Source organism: Nocardia sp. GP40 (assembly GCF_050434125.1).
In the GTDB taxonomy this organism is placed as follows: Bacteria; Actinomycetota; Actinomycetes; order Mycobacteriales; family Mycobacteriaceae; genus Nocardia; species Nocardia albiluteola.
This window is the reverse complement of sequence record NZ_JBNPVW010000009.1, coordinates 1-17,663: the sequence shown is the minus strand read 5'-3', so window position 1 is coordinate 17,663 and position 17,663 is coordinate 1. Positions and strand designations below refer to the sequence as shown.

The window sequence follows — 17,663 nt, the reverse complement described above, 5'->3', positions numbered from 1 at the left end:
ATATCGCAGGGGTCGAGGTCGGCAACCGGAGTCGCGGGGACCCGCAACCGGCGATCGAGTTCCACTTGCTCTTTGAGACCTTCGATACGTGAACGCCCCGTCAAGAGTGCGACGCTGCCGACCGCGCCAACCACCGCGACGATGCACCCGGCCAGAGTGAGCCACTTCTGCCCGAGCGGCCCCGCCAACGCGGCGCCAGAAGCTCCGACCGCGAACACAGCCGCCCAAAGGCTTTGCAGGCGCGTCCATTTCCCCGCTGTCCACACTCGCCCAAGCCTACCGATGAGGTGAGTGCCCGTATACAAAATCATCGCTGACGTATAGGGGTATCCCCGGGAACGAGCGTCCGCCCTGCGTGTCGGTACCAGACCGAGCGAGAACTCCAGGTAAGCACAGGAGCGCTGCTCGCCGACTGCCCCAAAAGGTCCTGTATGTCGTTGTGCTCTCCTTGCTGCGAATAGCGAACTCCGCGTATTTCGCGAATCCGACACGCACACGCCGATCCTCCGGCCTGTGCGACTTCCCATGAGCGCGTTCGGACTCCAGGTGCAGCCGCAAGATGCCGGTTGCTCAAGCGGCCACCGAAGAACACCAGAACAACCGGCCCGCGATCGACATGAATATGAAAAAGCCGAGATATACCCAGATCGCGCCGTAACGGTCGGCCCAGCCCGGGATCCGATCCAGCGAAGCGAACGCCTCCACGAGCAACACAACACCAACAATCAAGGCCGCCACAGGTTTCTAGAACTCGTCCGTACCGGCCGCGGCAGGCGGGGCATCATTCTGCCGTGCATCGAGGGCTGTGTTCGTCGGGCTGCTCACGCCGTTCTCTTCTTCTCAGACAGGGGACTGCCAGGCCGTGTATCGGCCTGAAATCCACAGTGCGCATCGGAAATTCGACTAGTGAATCCGTAAGAAATCGGCCGATCGGAGATGGCCGCATAGGAACGTACAGTGCACAAGTGCCAACACCGCGCATTTCGCGAATCCGACACGCATACACCGACACTCCAGACCACACGACTTCCCATGCGCGCGTTCAGTCTCCAGGTACTGAGGCGAGATGCAGACTGCTCGAGTAGCCGTCGGTTCAGCGGCGGTGTACCGGCCGACGTCCACCCCGAGGGCCATCCGACCGTAACAGCGCCCCCTCCCCAGCCGACCGACGTGGCCAACGTCGTGATGCGAGCCGAGGATCGTCGTATGACAACTCCGAACAATGCTCCCACCCGATGGGGCGGACTCACGGTTCGTGGCGTCCGTCGCGATCCACGATCCACCCGATGTCGAGAAGCTCGCGAAGGTGCTCGTCGAACTCGCGCGAGAACAGATGACCGGCAAGCCACCTCGTCGTGACAACCGCACTGCGATCGCTGGCGGAAGTTCATCTTTGCCGCCGCACCGGCCCACGCCGAGGCGGGCGCGACAACTCGCCCAGGACCAGATCCAGATGCTGATACACGACTACATCGCTGGCGCCACGACTTACGAACTGAGCAGCCGGTTCGATGTCGACCGTCGTACCGTCAGTGCGATCTTGCATCGGCACAACGTTCCGATGCGCCGACGCGGCCTGTCTGTCGACGAGACCGAGGAGGCGATCCGCCTCTACCGTCTCGGGTGGTCCCTGGCGCGAGTCGGGAAGCACTTTGCCGTCGATCCGGCCACCGTGTTGAACCGCCTGCGCGAGCGTGGCGTCCGCACTCGCGACACACACGGGCGGGCTCGGTCCTGACATCAATCCATGAGGACCAGGTGAGACCACAGTCGTGACGAGCACAGCTCACAGCCGCGATAGTGAAGTGTGCCGTCGGACTCAATCAACACCGACGAACACGCACCCTGGGGCGCTTACTAGAACAATAAAACAGGCACTGACCAGGCGATATGCAATACCTTCTTGAACAGGGGTTTTTCCGCCTTTCGAGCACGAGGCCATATTCGATCACCGTAAACCGCAGGTAGAAGCCCTGGAAACCCTGCGGCGGAAGCTTCCCGACCCCACCACACCCGCTCCACTGTCCGCCGATCGACCCAAACCCGGCCGGGCCCGCCAACTCGGCGCCGACGAGGTTCAGGAACTCATCGCCGGATACAAGGCTGGGGAGACGGTGTACCAGCTGGGTGCCCAGTTCGGTATCGAGCGGCGGACCGTCAGCGAGATCCTCCACCGGCACCACGTGCCGATACGCCGCCGGGGCTTATCCCCCGAGCAGGTCGACGACGCCATTCACCTCTACAACCTCGGCTGGTCCCTCGCGCGAATCGGCCGACACCTGGGCGTCGAACACACCACCGTGCTGGCCGAACTCTCTGGACGCCGCACTACTGAGATCGGGATCCCAGCCGAGGGATCCGGGTTGCTTGTGGGTGTCTCGGGAGGCCGCCCCGTCAGCGCGGAGTGAACGCTGACGGAGGATTCGTTGGTTCAACAAAGAAGGCTTACCGTAACGCTCCTCGGAGGGGCCACCGTAGTGAGCGGGTGGGTTTGGCCGGCGAAGTATCGAGTCAGCCAGCGAAAAGCTCGCCTGGGTGCCGAACGGCTCGAGCTGGTTGGCAAATCCGGCCTACCGGGTCCGCGACGGTGAATCGTCACGTGGAGTTGGAGTCGTGACTCGAGCTGGAACATGGTGATGGCGCTGGACTTCGACCCCGGCACCCCGACTCACGCGGCACTGCACGAACTCACCGGTGCCGCCGCCCGGTTCGGGGAATAGTTTGCGGGATTCCGGCGCCGTTGGGTGGGTTCACCCGCCCGGTCGGCACACTCAGCTGGCCCCGGCGGTGCAGGACGAACACCAGCAGTGCCGTGGCCACCCACACCGGAATCTGGGTCAGCAGCCGGTCGACCGGATGGGCGGTGTCCACGGCGAGCCCGGTGGTGATGAGGACGGCGAAGGTGTTGTTCGAGCTGTGGGCGATCACTGCCGGCCAGGCCGAGCCGGATCGCAGGTCCAGCCAGCCCAGCACGATCGCCGCCAGCACACACGACACGATCATCTCCGCGATCCCGGCCACATCAGTGCTGCCGTAGTTGAAGCCGCGCAGCAGCAGCGGCGCGTGCCACACCGCCCACAGCACGCCGTCGATGAGCAGCGCCGGCCAGATGCCCAACGGCAGCAGTTTCGGGATCAGGTACCCGCGCCAGCCCCATTCCTCGCCGAAACACGGCAGCAGCCCGAACACGAACAGTGCCGCGGTCATCCCCACAGCGGACAGCAGCAATGAACCGGGCGCAGCGCCGCCTGCCAGCCCGAACTGATCGCGGGCGAGCTGCCGCAGCCCGGACAGCCCCGATACATCGAGGTAGGCGACGCCGGTGAGCAGCCCTAGCGGCAGCGCGACCAATGCCACTACGACGGGATAGCCGAATCCCAGTGCGCCGAACCCCCACAGTCGCCGCGCCGGCCGCGGCAACACCAGCCCGGTGGATCTCGCGATGCCCTGCGGCGGCCGCCAGATCCAGGCGGTGACCGCGGTGGCTATCGCCGGAACCAGCATCGTGCCGATGCTCACCAGCAGAAACCAGGGGCCCGACACCGAGACGCCCCCGATCCACAACGGCAAGGCCGTGAGCCAGGCGCCGCCGAAGGTCAGGACGAGAAAGAACGAGATCTCCGGCCACGGCACGGTCGTCCGCTGCTTCGCTGCTGTTGTCGTGTTCACCATGGGTATTCACGCTAGGTAGCCGAAACGTCGCTGCCGATCCCGTGCACTGCCCGGCCACAGGTAGTGCAGGCACTACTGTTTCACCGTCGGCCGCACCCGCGGGCGTACCACCTGGTATGCAGGAGAGAATGAGAACCACTGCGGCGTCAGCTCTTTCGCGCCAGCTGGCCGCCAGGTCCGGCGCCGGGGTGCAGGCCATCGGCGCGCTGGCCAGCGGGCTGGGCACCGCACTGTTCGCGCTGCTCACCGTGCTGGGGTGGCTGGGGGCCGGCGCGCTGCGGCTGGCCGGGGTGCGCGCGCTGGGACCGATGCGGCGGGTGACGCGCGCGGTCGCACGGTGTGAGCGGGATCGGCTGGAACGGCTCGGCCACGAGATCGGGCCGCTGTTGGAACCCGGGTCCCGGCGAGTGTTCGCCTGGCTGGTCTGCCATGCCACGCTGGGGTTGCTGCTCGGCCTGCTCGGTATCGTCCTGCCGCTCGTCGCGGTGCGTGAGCTCAGCTACCCCCTGTGGTGGCGGGTGGTCCCCGCCGGACAAACCGGAACCGCCTGGGGCACCCGGTTGAACACCTGGCCCGGGGTGCTCGCGGACGCAGGTCTCGGGCTGGGCTGGCTGCTGCTCCTGCTCGCCGCCGGCCCGCTGCTGGCGAGAATCCAGATGGGGCCGGCCTTGCGGCTGCTGACGCCACCGGCGGACGGCGATCTGTCGCAGCGGGTGGCCGAGTTGACCGCCACCCGCGCCGGCGCGCTGCAGGCGCATGCCGCCGAACTGCGCCGCATCGAACGCGCCTTGCACGACGGCACCCAGAACCGGCTGGCCGGGACGGTCGTGCTGCTCGGTGCCGCCCGGCGTGCGGTCGCCCGGGATCCGGAGAAGGCGGACGCGCTGCTCGAACGTGCCCAGCAGGCCGCCGAAGCGGCCCTCGCCGAGTTGCGAACCGTCGTACGCACGGTGTTGCCGCCCGTCGTCGCCGACCACGGCCTGGACGCGGCACTGGCCACGCTGGCTGCGAACTGCCCCATCGAATGCCGGCTTCAGGGCGAATCCGGTGGCCGGCTGGCCTTGTCGCTCGAGGCGACCGCCTACTTTGTGGTCTCGGAGGCGTTGACCAATGCGGTCCGGCACAGCCGGGCGCACCGGATCACCGTCGAGGTCGGGCGGGCCGGTGGCCGGCTCGGTGTGCGGGTCAGCGACGACGGGCACGGAGGCGCCGACGAGGCCGCCGGAACCGGGCTGGCCGGGATCCGGCAACGGGTGGCCGCGCACGACGGGACGTTGAAGGTGTCGAGCCCGCGCGGCGGGCCGACGACGGTGGAGGTGTGGGTGCCGTGCGTGTCGTGATCGCCGAGGACGATGCGCTGCTGCGGGAGGGGATCGCCGCGCTGCTGCGCGCCGAATCGATCGAGGTGGCCGCGACGGCGTCGACACCGGACGAGTTCCTGGCCGCGGTCGCCCGGGAGCGGCCCGACGTCGCGATCGTCGATATCCGGATGCCGCCCACCCACACCGATGAGGGCATCGTCGCCGCGGCCGCCGCCCGGGCCGGCCAGCCGGGTCTGGCGGTGCTGGTGCTCTCGGCGCACGTGGAGCAAGCCTTCGCCACCACCCTGTTCGGCGGTGGCGGAGCCGGAGTCGGCTATCTGCTCAAGGAACGCGTCGGCAGGGTGACCGACTTCCTCGACGCGCTGTACCGCGTCGCCGCCGGGGGCACCGCGCTGGATCCCGAGCTGGTGGCGCAGTTGTTCGCGCGCCAGCACGCGCATCGCGACATACAGCGCCTGAGCGCCCGGGAACGCGATGTGCTCGCCCTGATGGCGCAGGGTCTGGGCAACACCGCCATCGCTGCGCGGCTGGTGGTGACCGAAGGCGCTGTGCACAAACACATCCGCAGCATCTTCGCCAAACTGGGCCTGCATCCCGCCGACGACAGCGACCGCCGGGTGATGGCGGTACTGCGCTATTTCCAGAATGCGGGCACGATCACCCTGCCCCGCCCGGGCTCTCAACCGCTTGGCACCCGCCGCAGCGCGCTGCCCTGACCGGTGGGCGGATCAACCGGCGGTCTCGGGCCGGTCCGACAGGCCGAGGCGCAGGTAGGGTGGACTGCGGATTCAGCCGAGCCGCAACGAATCCGGTGGATTCGGATTAGGGAAGCGGTGTCGCGCAACATTATTCGACGCTTGCGGTCTTCGACCGGGCGAACACCGAATCCGCATCGCACGGCAACACCAGGAAGGACGCCGATGCCATTGGCAGCGTGCCGGCCGAACCACGCGGTGACGCCTTCGTCTTCGCCACCAAGCTAGCAGGCCGCGCCCGTCGCGGCCTACCTCGCAACACTGGAACCCGACCCGCTGGCACGAAAAGTGTCAGCCGATCGCAACGAAGCGAAGTCGGCGCGTCCACACGTGCGTCCGTCCAGCCCCTGCCATGATTCGAGCGACCTGATGGGCTTATCCGAAGGGACGACCGTGCGACTCGCCCGTATCCTCGCTCTGCCCGCCGGTGCGCTGCTGCTCGGTTCCGGCCTCACGCTCGCCGCCGCGTCCTCGGCCCGCGCGGAGGGCGTTGGACTCGACGCCGCCGCCTTCAGCTGTCCCCAGCCCAACGGCCTCTTCCCGTACCCGGGGGACACGACGAAGTATGTTCAGTGCTCAAACAACATCGCGACCGTTCAGTCGTGTCCGCCCGGCCTGGATTGGAACCCGAAGGGCCAGTACTGCGACTGGCCGGCCTCCGCGGGCGCGGTGGCTGACGAATACCAAGCTGGCCAAGGCTAGGCCCGGCATCGGTCTCAACCCCGCCACCAGGCCGAAATCATGCGAGCACAACCCCGGAATCGGCCCGGCAGGACCAAATTCGAGAATAGTCTCGTTAAGCGGTTTCGCTATCACCGGCCGGGATAGGGACGGCGCACTACCGCAGATAATTCGCGGAGTGGGCACCTTCAAACCACCGCATTCGCCCAGGTCGGCGCGGAGTTACCACAGATAGTGACGGACTGATCTGCGATAACTCCTTAGCGCCGGATTCCTCGCGAATGTTCTCACTCGGGTTCTGTTGGTTCGACGGGGTGCCGGAATTCCTTAGCGCCGGATCTCGGGCGGCTGTCCCTCAACCCCCGCCGCCGGCGCGCGACCGGTGACCGTCAGCACGTAGACCGGTCAGCCGACCGCGTCGGCCAGGGCCTGGGCCACGACGTGAACGTCGCGCTGGGTCATGGCCGGATGCAGTACGCCGAGGTGGAGTCGGAGGCTGAGCAAGATCGGTCAAGCGGGTTTCGGGGCCGCGTTGGCAGACTCGTCGTGTGGCCAAGACCGGACGAGATCGACTACGCGAACTGCTCGACGCGGTGCTGGACGAGAACAACACCACGCTCGGCGCGATGGCGGCTGATGCCTTTGTTTCGCCGTTCCATTTCACCCGGCAGTTCTCGCGCGGTACCGGCGAGCCGCCGGTGGCGCTGAAGCGGCGGGTGCTGCTGGAGCGGGCCGCGTGGGAGCTGTCGACGGGTAAATCGGTGACCGACGTCGCGTTCGCGGCCGGGTACGACTCGGTGGAGGGTTTCAGCCGCGCGTTCAGCGCCGCCTTCGGGCATCCGCCGAGCCTGACTCCCGCGGACGAGCGCCGACGGTGGTTGCCCACGAGCAATGGCATCCACTTTCACCCGCCCATGTCGCTGTGGGTGACGAGTGCGCCGAAAGAACAGGCCGTGCTGGATCCCACGACCCTGCTGATCCATCACGATATCGACGACACCCGCGAACTCCTCAGTGTGGCAGCGCAACTCGACGAATCGCAGTACCGGCGGGTGCGATTTCCGGGCCTGCTGGTGGAGTCGTTCCGGGGGCCCGAGGAATCCATTGCCACCGTGCTCGCCCACCTCATCGAGGCGAAGGAGGTGTGGCTGGCCGCGATCGACGGCGAGGACATCCCGACGACCGCCGACGACGCTCTCCCGGAATTGGTGAAACGCCATGAGCGCGTAGCGGTTCGGTGGCTGGATACCATCCGCGATCTCACCCGGCGTGGTGGGTGGGACGACACCCTGATCGATGCGCTGTGCGAGCCGCCGCAGAGCTTCGTCATCGGCAGCGTGATCGCCCACATCCTCAGCTACTCCACCCACCGCCGGTATCTCGTACGGCATTGGCTGCGAACCGAGTTATCCATCGCCGGAACCGAAATCGGAGACGGCGATCCCATCGAATGGCTACACCAGAGAGGATGACGTGACCTTCAAGACCGTCTACCACACCGCTACCAGCCTGGACGGCTTCCTAGCGACCCCCGACCACAACCTGGATTGGCTGCTGTCTCGGCAGGTCGACTGGGACGGCCCGCTGGGACTGAACGGGTTCGCGGCTGGTGCGGGCGCGATCGCCATGGGCTCGAGCACCTATCAATGGATCAATGAGAATTCCACCGAGCCCTGGCCTTACAACATGCCGACCTGGGTGTTCACCCATCGCGAGTTCCCGGCCTTCGACGACGGCCGCGACGTCCGATTGACCTCGAAGCCGGTGGAGGTCGTACACAAGGAGATGGCCGCGGCCGCCGACGGCAAAGACCTCTGGCTGATGGGCGGCGGCGAGCTGGTCGGCCAATTCGCCGATCAGGGCCTGCTGGACGAAATCATCGTCTCCATCGCCCCCGTCACGCTGGGCGCGGGCGCACCCCTGCTCCCCCGCCGTCTCGAACTGAAGACCACGGAAGTCGCCCATAACGGCGAATTCGCCTGCGTGCGTTACTCGGTCGTGCGCTGACGCCCCACCATCCCATTCATCGCGGTAAGGATTTCGAAATATGGCATACAAATTGTCGCGCAACGTGATTCGTGGCGTGGTTGCGATGAGTGCGGCCGTCATCGGCGGTGCCGACTCTGCTTCGGCGGCCGCGGTGAGCGTCGAGCCGACAGCGGTTCCGGGTGCGGCGTTCCCGATCGGATCGGGCAATACCGGGTCCAGCGTAACCGGGTCCGCCGGTGGCGGATCGATCATCTGCTGGCGGCTCCACCCCAGCCCCACCTGCCAGATCTGACAGTGCTCAAAACCCCGGACTCCGGCCGTGTGGATCATTCGTCCGGGCTGGGAGGCTGTCGATCAAAGTCGACATCGGCCGGCGGAGTTTCTACCCACCTGTCAACGGCCGGTTGGTGTGGCGCAGGCTCGGCGAGTGTTCGCCGACTGGATCGAGTCGAGAAAGCGGTCCCCGGTCACGCGGACAGTGATCGGCTCGGACGCCACGCCCGCTTCCTCGATCCGGCCTACCACAGGTAACAGGGCCGCTTCGCGCACCGCCGGACCGTGTCTCCGCAGGCCGGGTTTCATGATGCCACGGACAACAGCAACCGACCTCGTCGGGCAAGTGCTGTCAACCGCGTGATCTTGTGGCAGAGGAGTGCGTCGGCGGGGCGTATGACGATTGTCAGGCCCGGTCAGGCACCCGCCTAATTGTTGGCGCCTTGGATGGCGCGTTGGACCAGGCCGCGGATGCCGGGTAGCTGGATGGCGCGGAGCATGAGTTCGCCGGCCCAGACGTGAGCGCGTGACGGCGGGGCGAATCGGCTTATTCCTTTGCGGGCCAGTGCTTGTCGGTTGCGAACCTCGGGGCGCAGCGATGCCTCCCAGGCGTCGAGCGCTGTGGAAATGTCGTCGCTGTGTGCTGCTACGGAGGTGCCGAGTCGGTCGGCGCCGTCGAGGGCGAGGGCTGCTCCATAACCGGCGAATACGGTCACGCACCATGCCGCGTCGCCGAGCAGCACGACGCGGCCGTGGCTCCAGCGGTCCATGACGACTTGGCTGACCGAGTCGAAGTAGGCGGAGGCAGGGTCGGCCTCGAGTTGGCGGAGGGCATCGGCGACACCTCGGCCGAGATCTCCGAAGGCTCGAGTGAGCGCGAGTGCGGGGCCGAGAGCCAGTTCGGTGGTCGGATCGGGACTGCGGTAGGTGAAGAATGCCGAGGACCGACCCCGCCCCAGGTTCATCACCGCGGCCGTGCGCCGGGGTCCGAGGAATGTCGTGCCGACGCCTTCCGGTACCGCGGTGCTGATCGGGCTCGCTCGACAGCAGGCGGCTGACCACCCGGGTGCCGGCGGCGGTCCAGCTGCGATCGGTGGCCAGAGTTCACAGCGAGCCGCCGGTGTCCGGCCGGCCGGGTCTCGCCGCGGCGGGCGCGTCGACTCGATCAGAGCGAGGTTCTGGTCTTGGCCCAGGCCTATCTGGCGGGCGCGACGACGCGAGAGGTAGGGGACAGGTTCGGTGTCGATCGCCGTACCGTGACCGCGATCCTGCATCGGTGCAAGGTTCCGATGCGCCGGCGTGGGCTGTCTGTCGAGCAGGTTGACGAAGCGGTCGATCTCTACGGCATCGGCTGCCTCTGGCTCGGGTTGCCCGGTACTTCGCTGTCGATCCGGGCACTGTGCTGAGCCGGCTGTCGAACTGGAAATCCACTGCCCACACCCGATTCGGTGCGTCCGCGGTCACGGTGCCCGCGGTGGAGGCGCCCAGGCGTTTGCGGCGGCGCCGGTGCGGTACCCGCAGGCCTTCCTCGCGCCGGCGCGGCGTGAAGCACTGAGCACGCAGGAGGTCGAACGCGGCCAGGGCACTGGTCACACCCAGCGGGCCATCGAACGCGCCACCACCCGGCACCGAGTCGAGACGACTTCCAGTCACCACCGCGTCCGGGCCGGGCGCACCGAACCAGGCCCAGATATTGGTGTTGCGATCGACATGCACCTGGAGACCACGGGCCACCGCGGCGGCGCTGAACCACTCCCGCAGCTGACTCTCGGCCTCGGTGAAGACATGTCGGGACTAGCCGCCCCGGACCGGGTCGGCGCCGACCCGGTCGATCTCGGCGAGCAGATCATTGGCGCTGGTCATTTGTCCCATATCGGGATACGTACACCACGTTCGCGCGCCACGCTGTCCGCCTCCGTGTATCCGGCGTCGACGTGACGCAGCACACCCATACCAGGGTCATTCGTCAATACCCGTTCGATCTTCTGTGCCGCCAACTCGGTGCCATCGGCCACACACACCTGACCGGCGTGGATGGAACGCCCGATACCGACGCCACCACCATGGTGGATCGATACCCAAGTCGCACCGGAAGCCGTGTTGACCAGGGCATTGAGCAGCGGCCAGTCGGCGATCGCGTCTGAACCGTCGGCCATGGCCTCGGTCTCGCGGTACGGGGAGGCCACCGAACCGCAGTCCAGATGGTCGCGGCCGATCACGATCGGCGCGGCGACCTCGCCGTTGGCGACCATCTCGTTGAACCGCAGACCGGCCCTGTGCCGTTCGCCGTAACCAAGCCAGCAGATCCGCGCCGGCAGGCCCTGGAATTCCACCCGCTCGCCGGCCATCTTGATCCAGCGGGTCAGCGGCTCATTGTCCGGGAACAATTCAACAATGGCACGGTCGGTTGCTGCGATATCGGCTGGATCGCCGGACAGCGCAGCCCAGCGGAACGGGCCTTTACCCTCACAGAACAACGGGCGAATATAAGCGGGAACAAAGCCAGGGAAATCGAAGGCACGCTTGTAGCCAGCCAATTGCGCCTCGCCGCGAATGGAGTTTCCGTAGTCGAATACCTCGGCACCGCGGTCCATGAAACCGACCATCGCCTCGACGTGCTGCGCCATGGATTCACGCGCCCGGCGCGTGAACATCTCGGGCTCGGCGGCGGCGTAGCCCTGCCACTGCTCCAACGACACCCCGACCGGTAGGTAGGACAGCGGATCGTGCGCGGAGGTCTGATCGGTGACCACGTCCACCGGCACCTCACGGAGCAGCAGTTCCGGCAGAACCTCCGCAGCATTGCCGACCAGCCCCACCGACAGCGGTCGGCGTTGTTCCTTCGCGGCGACCACACGTCGTAGGGCGTCGTCCAGATCGGTGGCGACCTCGTCGAGGTAGCGAGTCCCCACCCGGCGCTGCAGGCGGTGCGGATCGCAGTCGATGCACAGCGCCACGCCGTCGTTCATGGTGACCGCCAGCGGTTGCGCGCCGCCCATGCCACCCATACCCGCGGTGACCGTGAGAGTACCGGCCAGGGTGCCACCGAACCGCTTGTCCGCCACCGCGGCGAAGGTTTCGTAGGTGCCCTGCAGGATACCCTGGGTGCCGATGTAGATCCACGAACCGGCGGTCATCTGCCCGTACATGGTCAGACCGGCCGCCTCGAGCCGACGGAACTCGGGCCAGTTCGCCCAGTCTCCCACCAAGTTCGAGTTGGCGATCAGCACGCGCGGAGCCCATTCGTGGGTGCGCAGCACGCCGACCGGTTTGCCGGACTGCACCAGCAGCGTCTCGTCGGCCGCGAGGTCGTTGAGGGTGCGGATGATGGCGTCGAAGCTGGCCCAGTCCCGGGCTGCCTTACCGGTGCCGCCGTAGACGACCAGATCCTCCGGGCGCTCGGCCACATCGGGATGCAGATTGTTGCGCAGCATGCGCACCGCTGCCTCAGTCTGCCAGTTGCGGGCCGTCAGTGCGGCACCGGTGGCGGGACGGATGGTTCTACTCTTCACGAAGTGCCTCTCTGCGAGGAATCGAGAAAAACGAATCTCGTTGCTCGATAGACGATTCCGCACATCCATCGACCACCGCCGCAGCGGTCGAAGGATGCGAAACCGATAGATCGGGTCGCCCGGCGTCGGGTGACCCGATTCGGGTCGCACACCTATTTCAACGTCTTCGACGGCCCGGCGCGAGGCCCTGAATGGGGTTTGTGTCTGGAATACCAGACTATGTTGCTACCGTGATGCGCATGGGTGAGAGCAGCGACGTTCCGGGGCTCCGCCGCGGTCTGCAGGTGCTGGACCTGCTGGCTCGACGAGCCGGTCCGGTTCCGGCCGCCGTGATCGCCCGCGAGTTGGGACTTCCTCGGTCGACCGCGTATCACCTGCTCAACGAGCTTCAAATGGCCGGATACGTCGCCCATCTGCCCGCCGAGCACAAGTACGGCCTGGGTATCGCGGCCTTCGAGTTGGGCTCGGCCTACCTGCGGCACGATCCCCTCGAGCGGGTGGCCGCACCCCTGCTGAAGGCCCTGGTCGACACCGTCGGCTACACCGCCCACCTGGGCATCCTGCACGGCAATGAATCGCTCTATCTGCTGGAACAGCGTCCGGCCCGGCCGCAGACCCTGGTCACCGATGTCGGTGTGCGACTGCCGGCGCATCTGACCGCGACCGGCCGTGCGATGCTGACGTACCTGACTTACCCGCATGTGCGCGCGTTGTTTCCCGGTCCGCACGCGTTCCCGATGCGCACCGACCGCGGCCCACGCACTCTCACCGAGTTGCGTCGTCGGCTCAGTGCCGACCGTGAGCGCGGATGGAGCATCGAAGATGGTTGTGTCACAGCGGGTTTCGCAACTGTGGCGGCCCCGGCCTTCGACCACGGCGGGCGTCCGATCGCAGCGGTGGCGGTCACTCTGCGCCACCACTGCCCCAACGACTCGATCGAATGCGGTGACACCTGGCCAGATCTCGCCGACCAGGTGCGCCGGACCGCCGCGGCGCTGACAGCCACCCTCGGCGGGCGCCCGGAGAGCGGATAACCTGATCGACCGCTCATGTTGCGCCGATCACAAGCTATGTTGTAGCCTGCCGGAACCGTAGATAACTGCCCGATAACTTTTTCGGTGCATACTAGGCAATGTCCACGGGTGCATTTTCGCCGCAATGCACCCGGTCCGGACCCGTTTGCCATAGATATATTTGCATCAGCAGATATCGGCGGAAAATCCATAATTTTCTTTGTAGGAAGCTGCACGCCCATGATTTTCGTACGTACCACTCCAGCGGCCATACAGAAAGAGCCGCTTACCGGCTTCCATCTGCGCGTCACCGCAACTACTTTCGGAGCTAATTTCTCGGACGGTTACGCCCTCGGCACCATCGGCGCAGTTCTGCCGATCCTGACCGATCCGTGGCATCTGTCCGGCGTGTGGCAGGGCATGCTCGCCGCCTCCGCCCTCATCGGTCTGTTCTTCGGCAGCATCACCCTGGGACGTGTGGCCGACGCCATCGGACGCCAGCGGGTCTACCTGTACAACTTCATTCTGATCACCATCGCCTCGGCACTGCAGTTCTGGGCACACGGCCCGTGGGCGCTGTTTCTGCTGCGGGTGGTGATCGGCTTCGGTCTGGGTGCCGACTACGCGGTCGGGCCGACGCTGTTGTCGGAATTCGCGCCGCGTCGGCTGCGTGGCCTGATGCTGGGCGCGCTGACCGTGCTGTGGACTGTCGGCTATGTCTTGTCCAATATCCTGACCACCTATATTCCGCTGACCGAGACCTCCGGGCGCTGGCTGCTGGCAAGTGGCGCGCTGCCGGCCGCATTGGTGCTGGCGTTGCGGATCGGCATCCCCGAGTCACCGAGCTGGTTGGCCGCACGCGGACGCTTCGCCGAAGCCGCACAGATCCGCCGCCGTTTCCTGGGCCAGAGTTTCGCCACCGCCGAGACCGAGGCAGACGGTGAGGCCGTCGTCCATCAGCCCAAGCCCCGCTACCGTGAGTTGTTCGCTCCTGAACGTGCCAAGAGCACCTGGTTCGGCATTATCTTCTACAGCGCCCAGGTGCTGCCGTACTTCGCGATCTACACCTTCATGGCGCAGATCCTGGGCACCCTGCGCATCGACGATGCCAACGCGCAGAACAACGTGCTCAACCTCGCTCTGCTCGCCGGTGGAGTGATCGGGCTGTGGCCCGTGCAGCGGATGGGACGGCGGCCGTTCACCATCTGGACCTTCGCCATCCTGACGGTCAGCCTGGGAATCATGGCAGTGGCCGGCGGCGCTTCCGGCTGGGTCCTGATGGCGCCGTTCCTGATCTACACCTTTGTCATGGCCGCGGCATCCAATATCACCCAGGTCTATCCGCCCGAACTCTTCCCGACTGCGCTGCGCGGCGCCGGTGTGGGTCTGGTCAATGGCACCAGCCGGATCGCCGCGGCGGTGGGCACCTTCATCCTCCCGGTCAGTCTCGACCATCTCGGCATCAGCTGGACAATGGCCTGGATGGCGCTGGTACTGCTGGCCGGCACCGTGTTCAGCATCGCGTGGGCGCCGGAAACCCGCAACACTCTCACCGCCGAGGACTGGGCCCACTGATGACGGACGCAATCACTACCGATCTGCAGCGGTCTACGATCGCCCTGGACGGGCAGACCTTGACGATCGCGCAGGTCGCGAAGCTCGCCAGAGGCCAGGCGCGGGCGTGCGTCGACGATGCGGCCCGCGCGCGGATCGCTCCGGCCGCACTGCTGGGCCGTGCCATCGCCGGAACCCGCCCGGTCTACGGCTACACCACCGGTGTCGGCGCCAACCGCACCACCGCGGTGTCCGACGAGGCGGCGGCCGAATTCGGAATGCGATTACTACGCAGTCACAGCGGCGGCATCGGCGCGCTGGTGCCCGATGACCAAGTGCGCAGCATGCTCGCGGTCCGCGCGAACCAGTTGCTCGCCGGCGGATCTGCCATCGACCCGGCGGTCGCCGGGCACCTCGTCGACGCACTGAGCAGCGGGCACCTGCCGCGGGTGCACGCGCTGGGTCCGATCGGGACCGGTGATCTCACCGCGCTGGCCGAGCTGGGACTCACCCTGGCCGGAGAACTGCCCTGGTACGGGGGCAGTGGCCCGGCGCCGACACCGATCCAGCTGACCCGCTGGGACGCGCTGCCGTTGATCTCCAGTGGCGCGCTCACCATCGGCCAGACCTGCCTGGCCGCGCACGATCTCACCGTACTGTTGGAACGACTGCCGCTGCTGGCCGCGCTGACCCTGACCGCAGTCGGCGGCTCCACCGAACCGTATGCCGAGTACGTGCATGCCCGGCGACCGCATCCGGGTGCGCAACACCTGGCCGCCCGGATGCGCGAACTCCTGGCCGGCGCGGACTGGCAGCCGGCGCTGATCCAGGACCCGTACGGCCTGCGCTGTCTGCCGCAGATAGACGGTGCGACGCGCGAGGCCCTCGACGCACTGTCCGGAGTGCTGACCGTGGAACTGAATGCGGCGGTGGAGAATCCGCTGCTGGATATCGGCGCGCAGGATTACCACCACCACGGCGGCTTCCACTTCGCCCGGCTGGCCCTGGCATTGGACCAGCTCCGGCTGGGCCTGCTCGGCACCGCTGAACTGTCCACCAAACGCCTCGGCATCCTGGTCGAACCAGCGTTCACCGGCCTGCCGCCCTTCCTCGCACACAGCGCGGACGGCAGCAGCGGTGTGATGATCACCGAGTACACCGCCCAGGCCGCGGTCGCCGAAATCCGCGGCGCGGCACAGCCTGTCACTCTCGGCAGTGCGGTCATCTCGCGTGGTACGGAGGAACATGCCAGCTTCGCCTCCACCGGCGCCCGCCGGCTGACCGAATCGGTGGAACCGTTGCGCCTGGTCCTGGCCTGTGAACTGGTAGCCGCGGTCCGCGCCCTCAGAATGCGCGCAATCGTGGTGCCCCCGGGCGAATTGCGCGACTTCTACGACCGAGCCGCCGCCGTGCTGCATCCGAGCACTGATGACCGCAACCTCACTGAGGACGTCGAATCCGCGGCGGAACTGCTGTTGCCCCACTAGTGTCCTACGCCAGGAATTCGTTGAAGATATGAGGCGAGTCGTTCGAGGATGTCGTCGGCGGTCTTGGTCCAGGTGAACGGTTTCGGGTTGTCGTTCCAGTGTGCGATCCAGTCCCGGATGTCGCGTTCGAGGGCCTGGACCGATCGGTGGGTGCTGCGGCGAAGCTTCTTGTCGGTCAGCAGCCCGAACCAGCGTTCGGCGGGTAGCGGGGGCGTGTTGCCACGCCCCCGCCCCCTAAGAACCGGCCGTGCCCGCTTTCCAGGCAACCGGCTCAAGCAAGCCCTGAAGGCTCACAGGTCGGCAGAAGTGCGGTGCCCGCCACCACTTTTGGTGAGGTTGCGATGGCAATGAGCGTGAACGAGATGCGTTGCGGTCCGTTCGTCCGGTCGGTGAGCGCCCGTGACGGTGATCGCCTCTCGGCGGATCGCGGTGCGGGCGGCCGTGAGCCACTGCTGCCACTGATGCGGAGTTTGTGGTTCGCGGTCGGTGTGCAGCAGCAGCCCCCGGCAGAGTGGGCATCGGCCGTTCTGCGCGCGCAGGCGACGCAGGGTGTCCTTGCCCACCGGGGGTGTGCGGCGGCGACGCCGCTCGGTCCAGTAGTCGATCAGGGCTGGGTCGTCCGGAGACGCCGTGCCTGCGACCATCCGGTGCCGGACGATCGGTGTCCAAGCGAATTTCCGTAGATAGAAGCCACTATCGTGGCTGCCGAATACCCACGAATCCCGCCTGGCGGGGTTGAACATACCGAAGTAGCGGGCCTTGACCCAATACATCGGTTTGTTCGAGTGACGGAATCTGGCCCATTTGTAGACCAGTCGCCAGGTATGGGCGTCCAACGCTGCGAACGCCCGTTTGGAGACCCCGATCCGGTAGTAGGCCGCCCATCCGGTGATGATCGGATTGAGAGTGGCGGTCACTGCGTCGGCGTTGGAGCCGCGCAGCCGCTTCATCTCGGTGGACAGCCGTAACCGGATGCGCCGCAGCGCGGTGTTGCTCGGCTTGGTCAACAGCTTCCCGTTCGGGTAGCGGCGAATGTTGAATCCCAGAAAATCCACGCCCTGATCCAGGGTCGTGATGCGGGTCTTGTCCTCGTTGAAGACGAGCCCCCTGGGAGCCAGCCAATCCGCCAACTGCTGCTTGACCTGTTCGGCCTGCTCGCGTGAATAGCACAGTGCGAGAAGGTCATCAGCGTATCGGATGACCGCCGGACAACCTTTCACCGTTTTCCCGGCACGAGTGCCGGCGGTGTAGTAGGCGACCCCGGCGGCGGCCTCCATGTCGTGCAGAGCAACGTTGAGTAGCAACGGGCTGATTACGCCCCCAACGCAGTTGGCAATGTTCGCCCTCCGTGTCGGTGTTCTCGTTGGCGGGTGTGTCGGTGTGGGTGCGTTCGCGGATGGGGATG

At 66.5% G+C, this 17,663-nt stretch carries 16 protein-coding genes and 3 pseudogenes; 12 read left to right on the top strand and 7 right to left on the bottom strand.

Features of this window, described 5'->3' with window-relative positions; all coding sequences use genetic code 11:
- Window positions 1-570: 570 nt before the first annotated feature.
- Window positions 571-738: a hypothetical protein gene (locus tag ABH933_RS25520; protein WP_429455110.1), complete on the bottom strand. Its 168-nt coding sequence runs from the start codon at window positions 736-738 to the stop codon at window positions 571-573.
- A 517-nt stretch (window positions 739-1,255) separates the two neighbouring features.
- On the opposite strand from ABH933_RS25520, the gene ABH933_RS25515 reads away from it, so the two are divergent.
- Window positions 1,256-1,738 (top strand): hypothetical protein, encoded by a 483-nt coding sequence (locus ABH933_RS25515; protein ID WP_429428106.1) that lies wholly within the window; start codon window positions 1,256-1,258, stop codon window positions 1,736-1,738.
- A gap of 376 nt (window positions 1,739-2,114) precedes the next feature.
- Window positions 2,115-2,408, top strand: coding sequence for a helix-turn-helix domain-containing protein (locus ABH933_RS25510; RefSeq protein WP_429428104.1), 294 nt, complete (start codon window positions 2,115-2,117; stop codon window positions 2,406-2,408).
- Between the two features lie 280 nt (window positions 2,409-2,688).
- On the opposite strand, the gene ABH933_RS25505 is transcribed toward ABH933_RS25510, so the two are convergent.
- Window positions 2,689-3,672, bottom strand: a complete 984-nt coding sequence (locus tag ABH933_RS25505; RefSeq protein WP_429428102.1) for a CPBP family intramembrane glutamic endopeptidase — start codon at window positions 3,670-3,672, stop codon at window positions 2,689-2,691.
- Window positions 3,673-3,800: 128 nt separating this feature from the next.
- Between ABH933_RS25505 and ABH933_RS25500 the strand changes: the two genes are divergently transcribed.
- From ABH933_RS25500 to ABH933_RS25475, 6 genes are all read left to right on the top strand, one after another.
- The gene (locus tag ABH933_RS25500) at window positions 3,801-5,012 is read left to right on the top strand and encodes a histidine kinase (protein WP_429428100.1); all 1,212 of its coding nucleotides are present in this window, start codon (window positions 3,801-3,803) and stop codon (window positions 5,010-5,012) included.
- Window positions 5,000-5,710, top strand: coding sequence for a response regulator transcription factor (locus tag ABH933_RS25495; protein ID WP_429428098.1), 711 nt, complete (start codon window positions 5,000-5,002; stop codon window positions 5,708-5,710). Before ABH933_RS25500 ends, ABH933_RS25495 begins: the two co-directional genes overlap by 13 nt.
- 432 nt (window positions 5,711-6,142) lie before the next feature.
- Entirely contained in the window at window positions 6,143-6,451 is a 309-nt protein-coding gene (locus ABH933_RS25490) for a chitin binding peritrophin-A domain-containing protein (protein ID WP_429428096.1), read from the top strand.
- Between the two features lie 527 nt (window positions 6,452-6,978).
- On the top strand, window positions 6,979-7,902 hold the full coding sequence (locus ABH933_RS25485; protein ID WP_429428094.1) for a helix-turn-helix domain-containing protein: 924 nt from the start codon (window positions 6,979-6,981) through the stop codon (window positions 7,900-7,902).
- A gap of 1 nt (window position 7,903) precedes the next feature.
- Window positions 7,904-8,437, top strand: a complete 534-nt coding sequence (locus ABH933_RS25480; protein WP_429428092.1) for a dihydrofolate reductase family protein — start codon at window positions 7,904-7,906, stop codon at window positions 8,435-8,437.
- Between the two features lie 40 nt (window positions 8,438-8,477).
- The gene (locus tag ABH933_RS25475; protein ID WP_429428090.1) at window positions 8,478-8,711 is read left to right on the top strand and encodes a hypothetical protein; all 234 of its coding nucleotides are present in this window, start codon (window positions 8,478-8,480) and stop codon (window positions 8,709-8,711) included.
- Between the two features lie 409 nt (window positions 8,712-9,120).
- Here the strand turns inward: ABH933_RS25475 and ABH933_RS25470 are convergent, their stop codons facing one another.
- Window positions 9,121-9,657 carry an FAD-dependent monooxygenase gene (locus ABH933_RS25470; RefSeq protein ID WP_429428089.1) on the bottom strand — a complete coding sequence of 179 codons (537 nt, stop codon included), beginning with the start codon at window positions 9,655-9,657 and terminating at the stop codon, window positions 9,121-9,123.
- Between the two features lie 204 nt (window positions 9,658-9,861).
- Between ABH933_RS25470 and ABH933_RS25465 the strand changes: the two are divergent.
- Window positions 9,862-10,098 (top strand): annotated as a pseudogene (locus ABH933_RS25465) (helix-turn-helix domain-containing protein); the annotation flags it as partial.
- Between the two features lie 4 nt (window positions 10,099-10,102).
- Here the strand turns inward: ABH933_RS25465 and ABH933_RS25460 are convergent.
- Together ABH933_RS25460 and hutU are read right to left on the bottom strand one after the other, a co-directional pair.
- Window positions 10,103-10,225 (bottom strand): annotated as a pseudogene (locus ABH933_RS25460) (IS3 family transposase); the annotation flags it as partial.
- 326 nt (window positions 10,226-10,551) lie between these two features.
- Window positions 10,552-12,204, bottom strand: coding sequence for a urocanate hydratase (gene hutU / locus ABH933_RS25455; RefSeq protein ID WP_429428087.1), 1,653 nt, complete (start codon window positions 12,202-12,204; stop codon window positions 10,552-10,554).
- Window positions 12,205-12,443: 239 nt separating this feature from the next.
- On the opposite strand from hutU, the gene ABH933_RS25450 reads away from it, so the two are divergent.
- The 3 genes from ABH933_RS25450 to ABH933_RS25440 all read left to right on the top strand — a co-directional run bounded on the left by ABH933_RS25450 (window position 12,444) and on the right by ABH933_RS25440 (window position 16,258).
- On the top strand, window positions 12,444-13,238 hold the full coding sequence (locus ABH933_RS25450; protein ID WP_429428085.1) for an IclR family transcriptional regulator: 795 nt from the start codon (window positions 12,444-12,446) through the stop codon (window positions 13,236-13,238).
- A 219-nt stretch (window positions 13,239-13,457) separates the two neighbouring features.
- Window positions 13,458-14,792 (top strand): MFS transporter, encoded by a 1,335-nt coding sequence (locus ABH933_RS25445; protein WP_429428083.1) that lies wholly within the window; start codon window positions 13,458-13,460, stop codon window positions 14,790-14,792.
- Window positions 14,792-16,258, top strand: a complete 1,467-nt coding sequence (locus ABH933_RS25440; RefSeq protein ID WP_429428081.1) for an aromatic amino acid ammonia-lyase — start codon at window positions 14,792-14,794, stop codon at window positions 16,256-16,258. Before ABH933_RS25445 ends, ABH933_RS25440 begins: the two co-directional genes overlap by 1 nt.
- On the opposite strand, the pseudogene ABH933_RS25435 reads toward ABH933_RS25440, so the two are convergent.
- A pseudogene (locus ABH933_RS25435) lies at window positions 16,255-16,455 on the bottom strand (IS630 family transposase); the annotation flags it as partial. The gene ABH933_RS25440 and the pseudogene ABH933_RS25435 overlap by 4 nt on opposite strands.
- 93 nt (window positions 16,456-16,548) lie before the next feature.
- Window positions 16,549-17,571: a group II intron maturase-specific domain-containing protein gene (locus ABH933_RS25430; protein WP_429455133.1), complete on the bottom strand. Its 1,023-nt coding sequence runs from the start codon at window positions 17,569-17,571 to the stop codon at window positions 16,549-16,551.
- Window positions 17,572-17,663 lie beyond the last annotated feature (92 nt).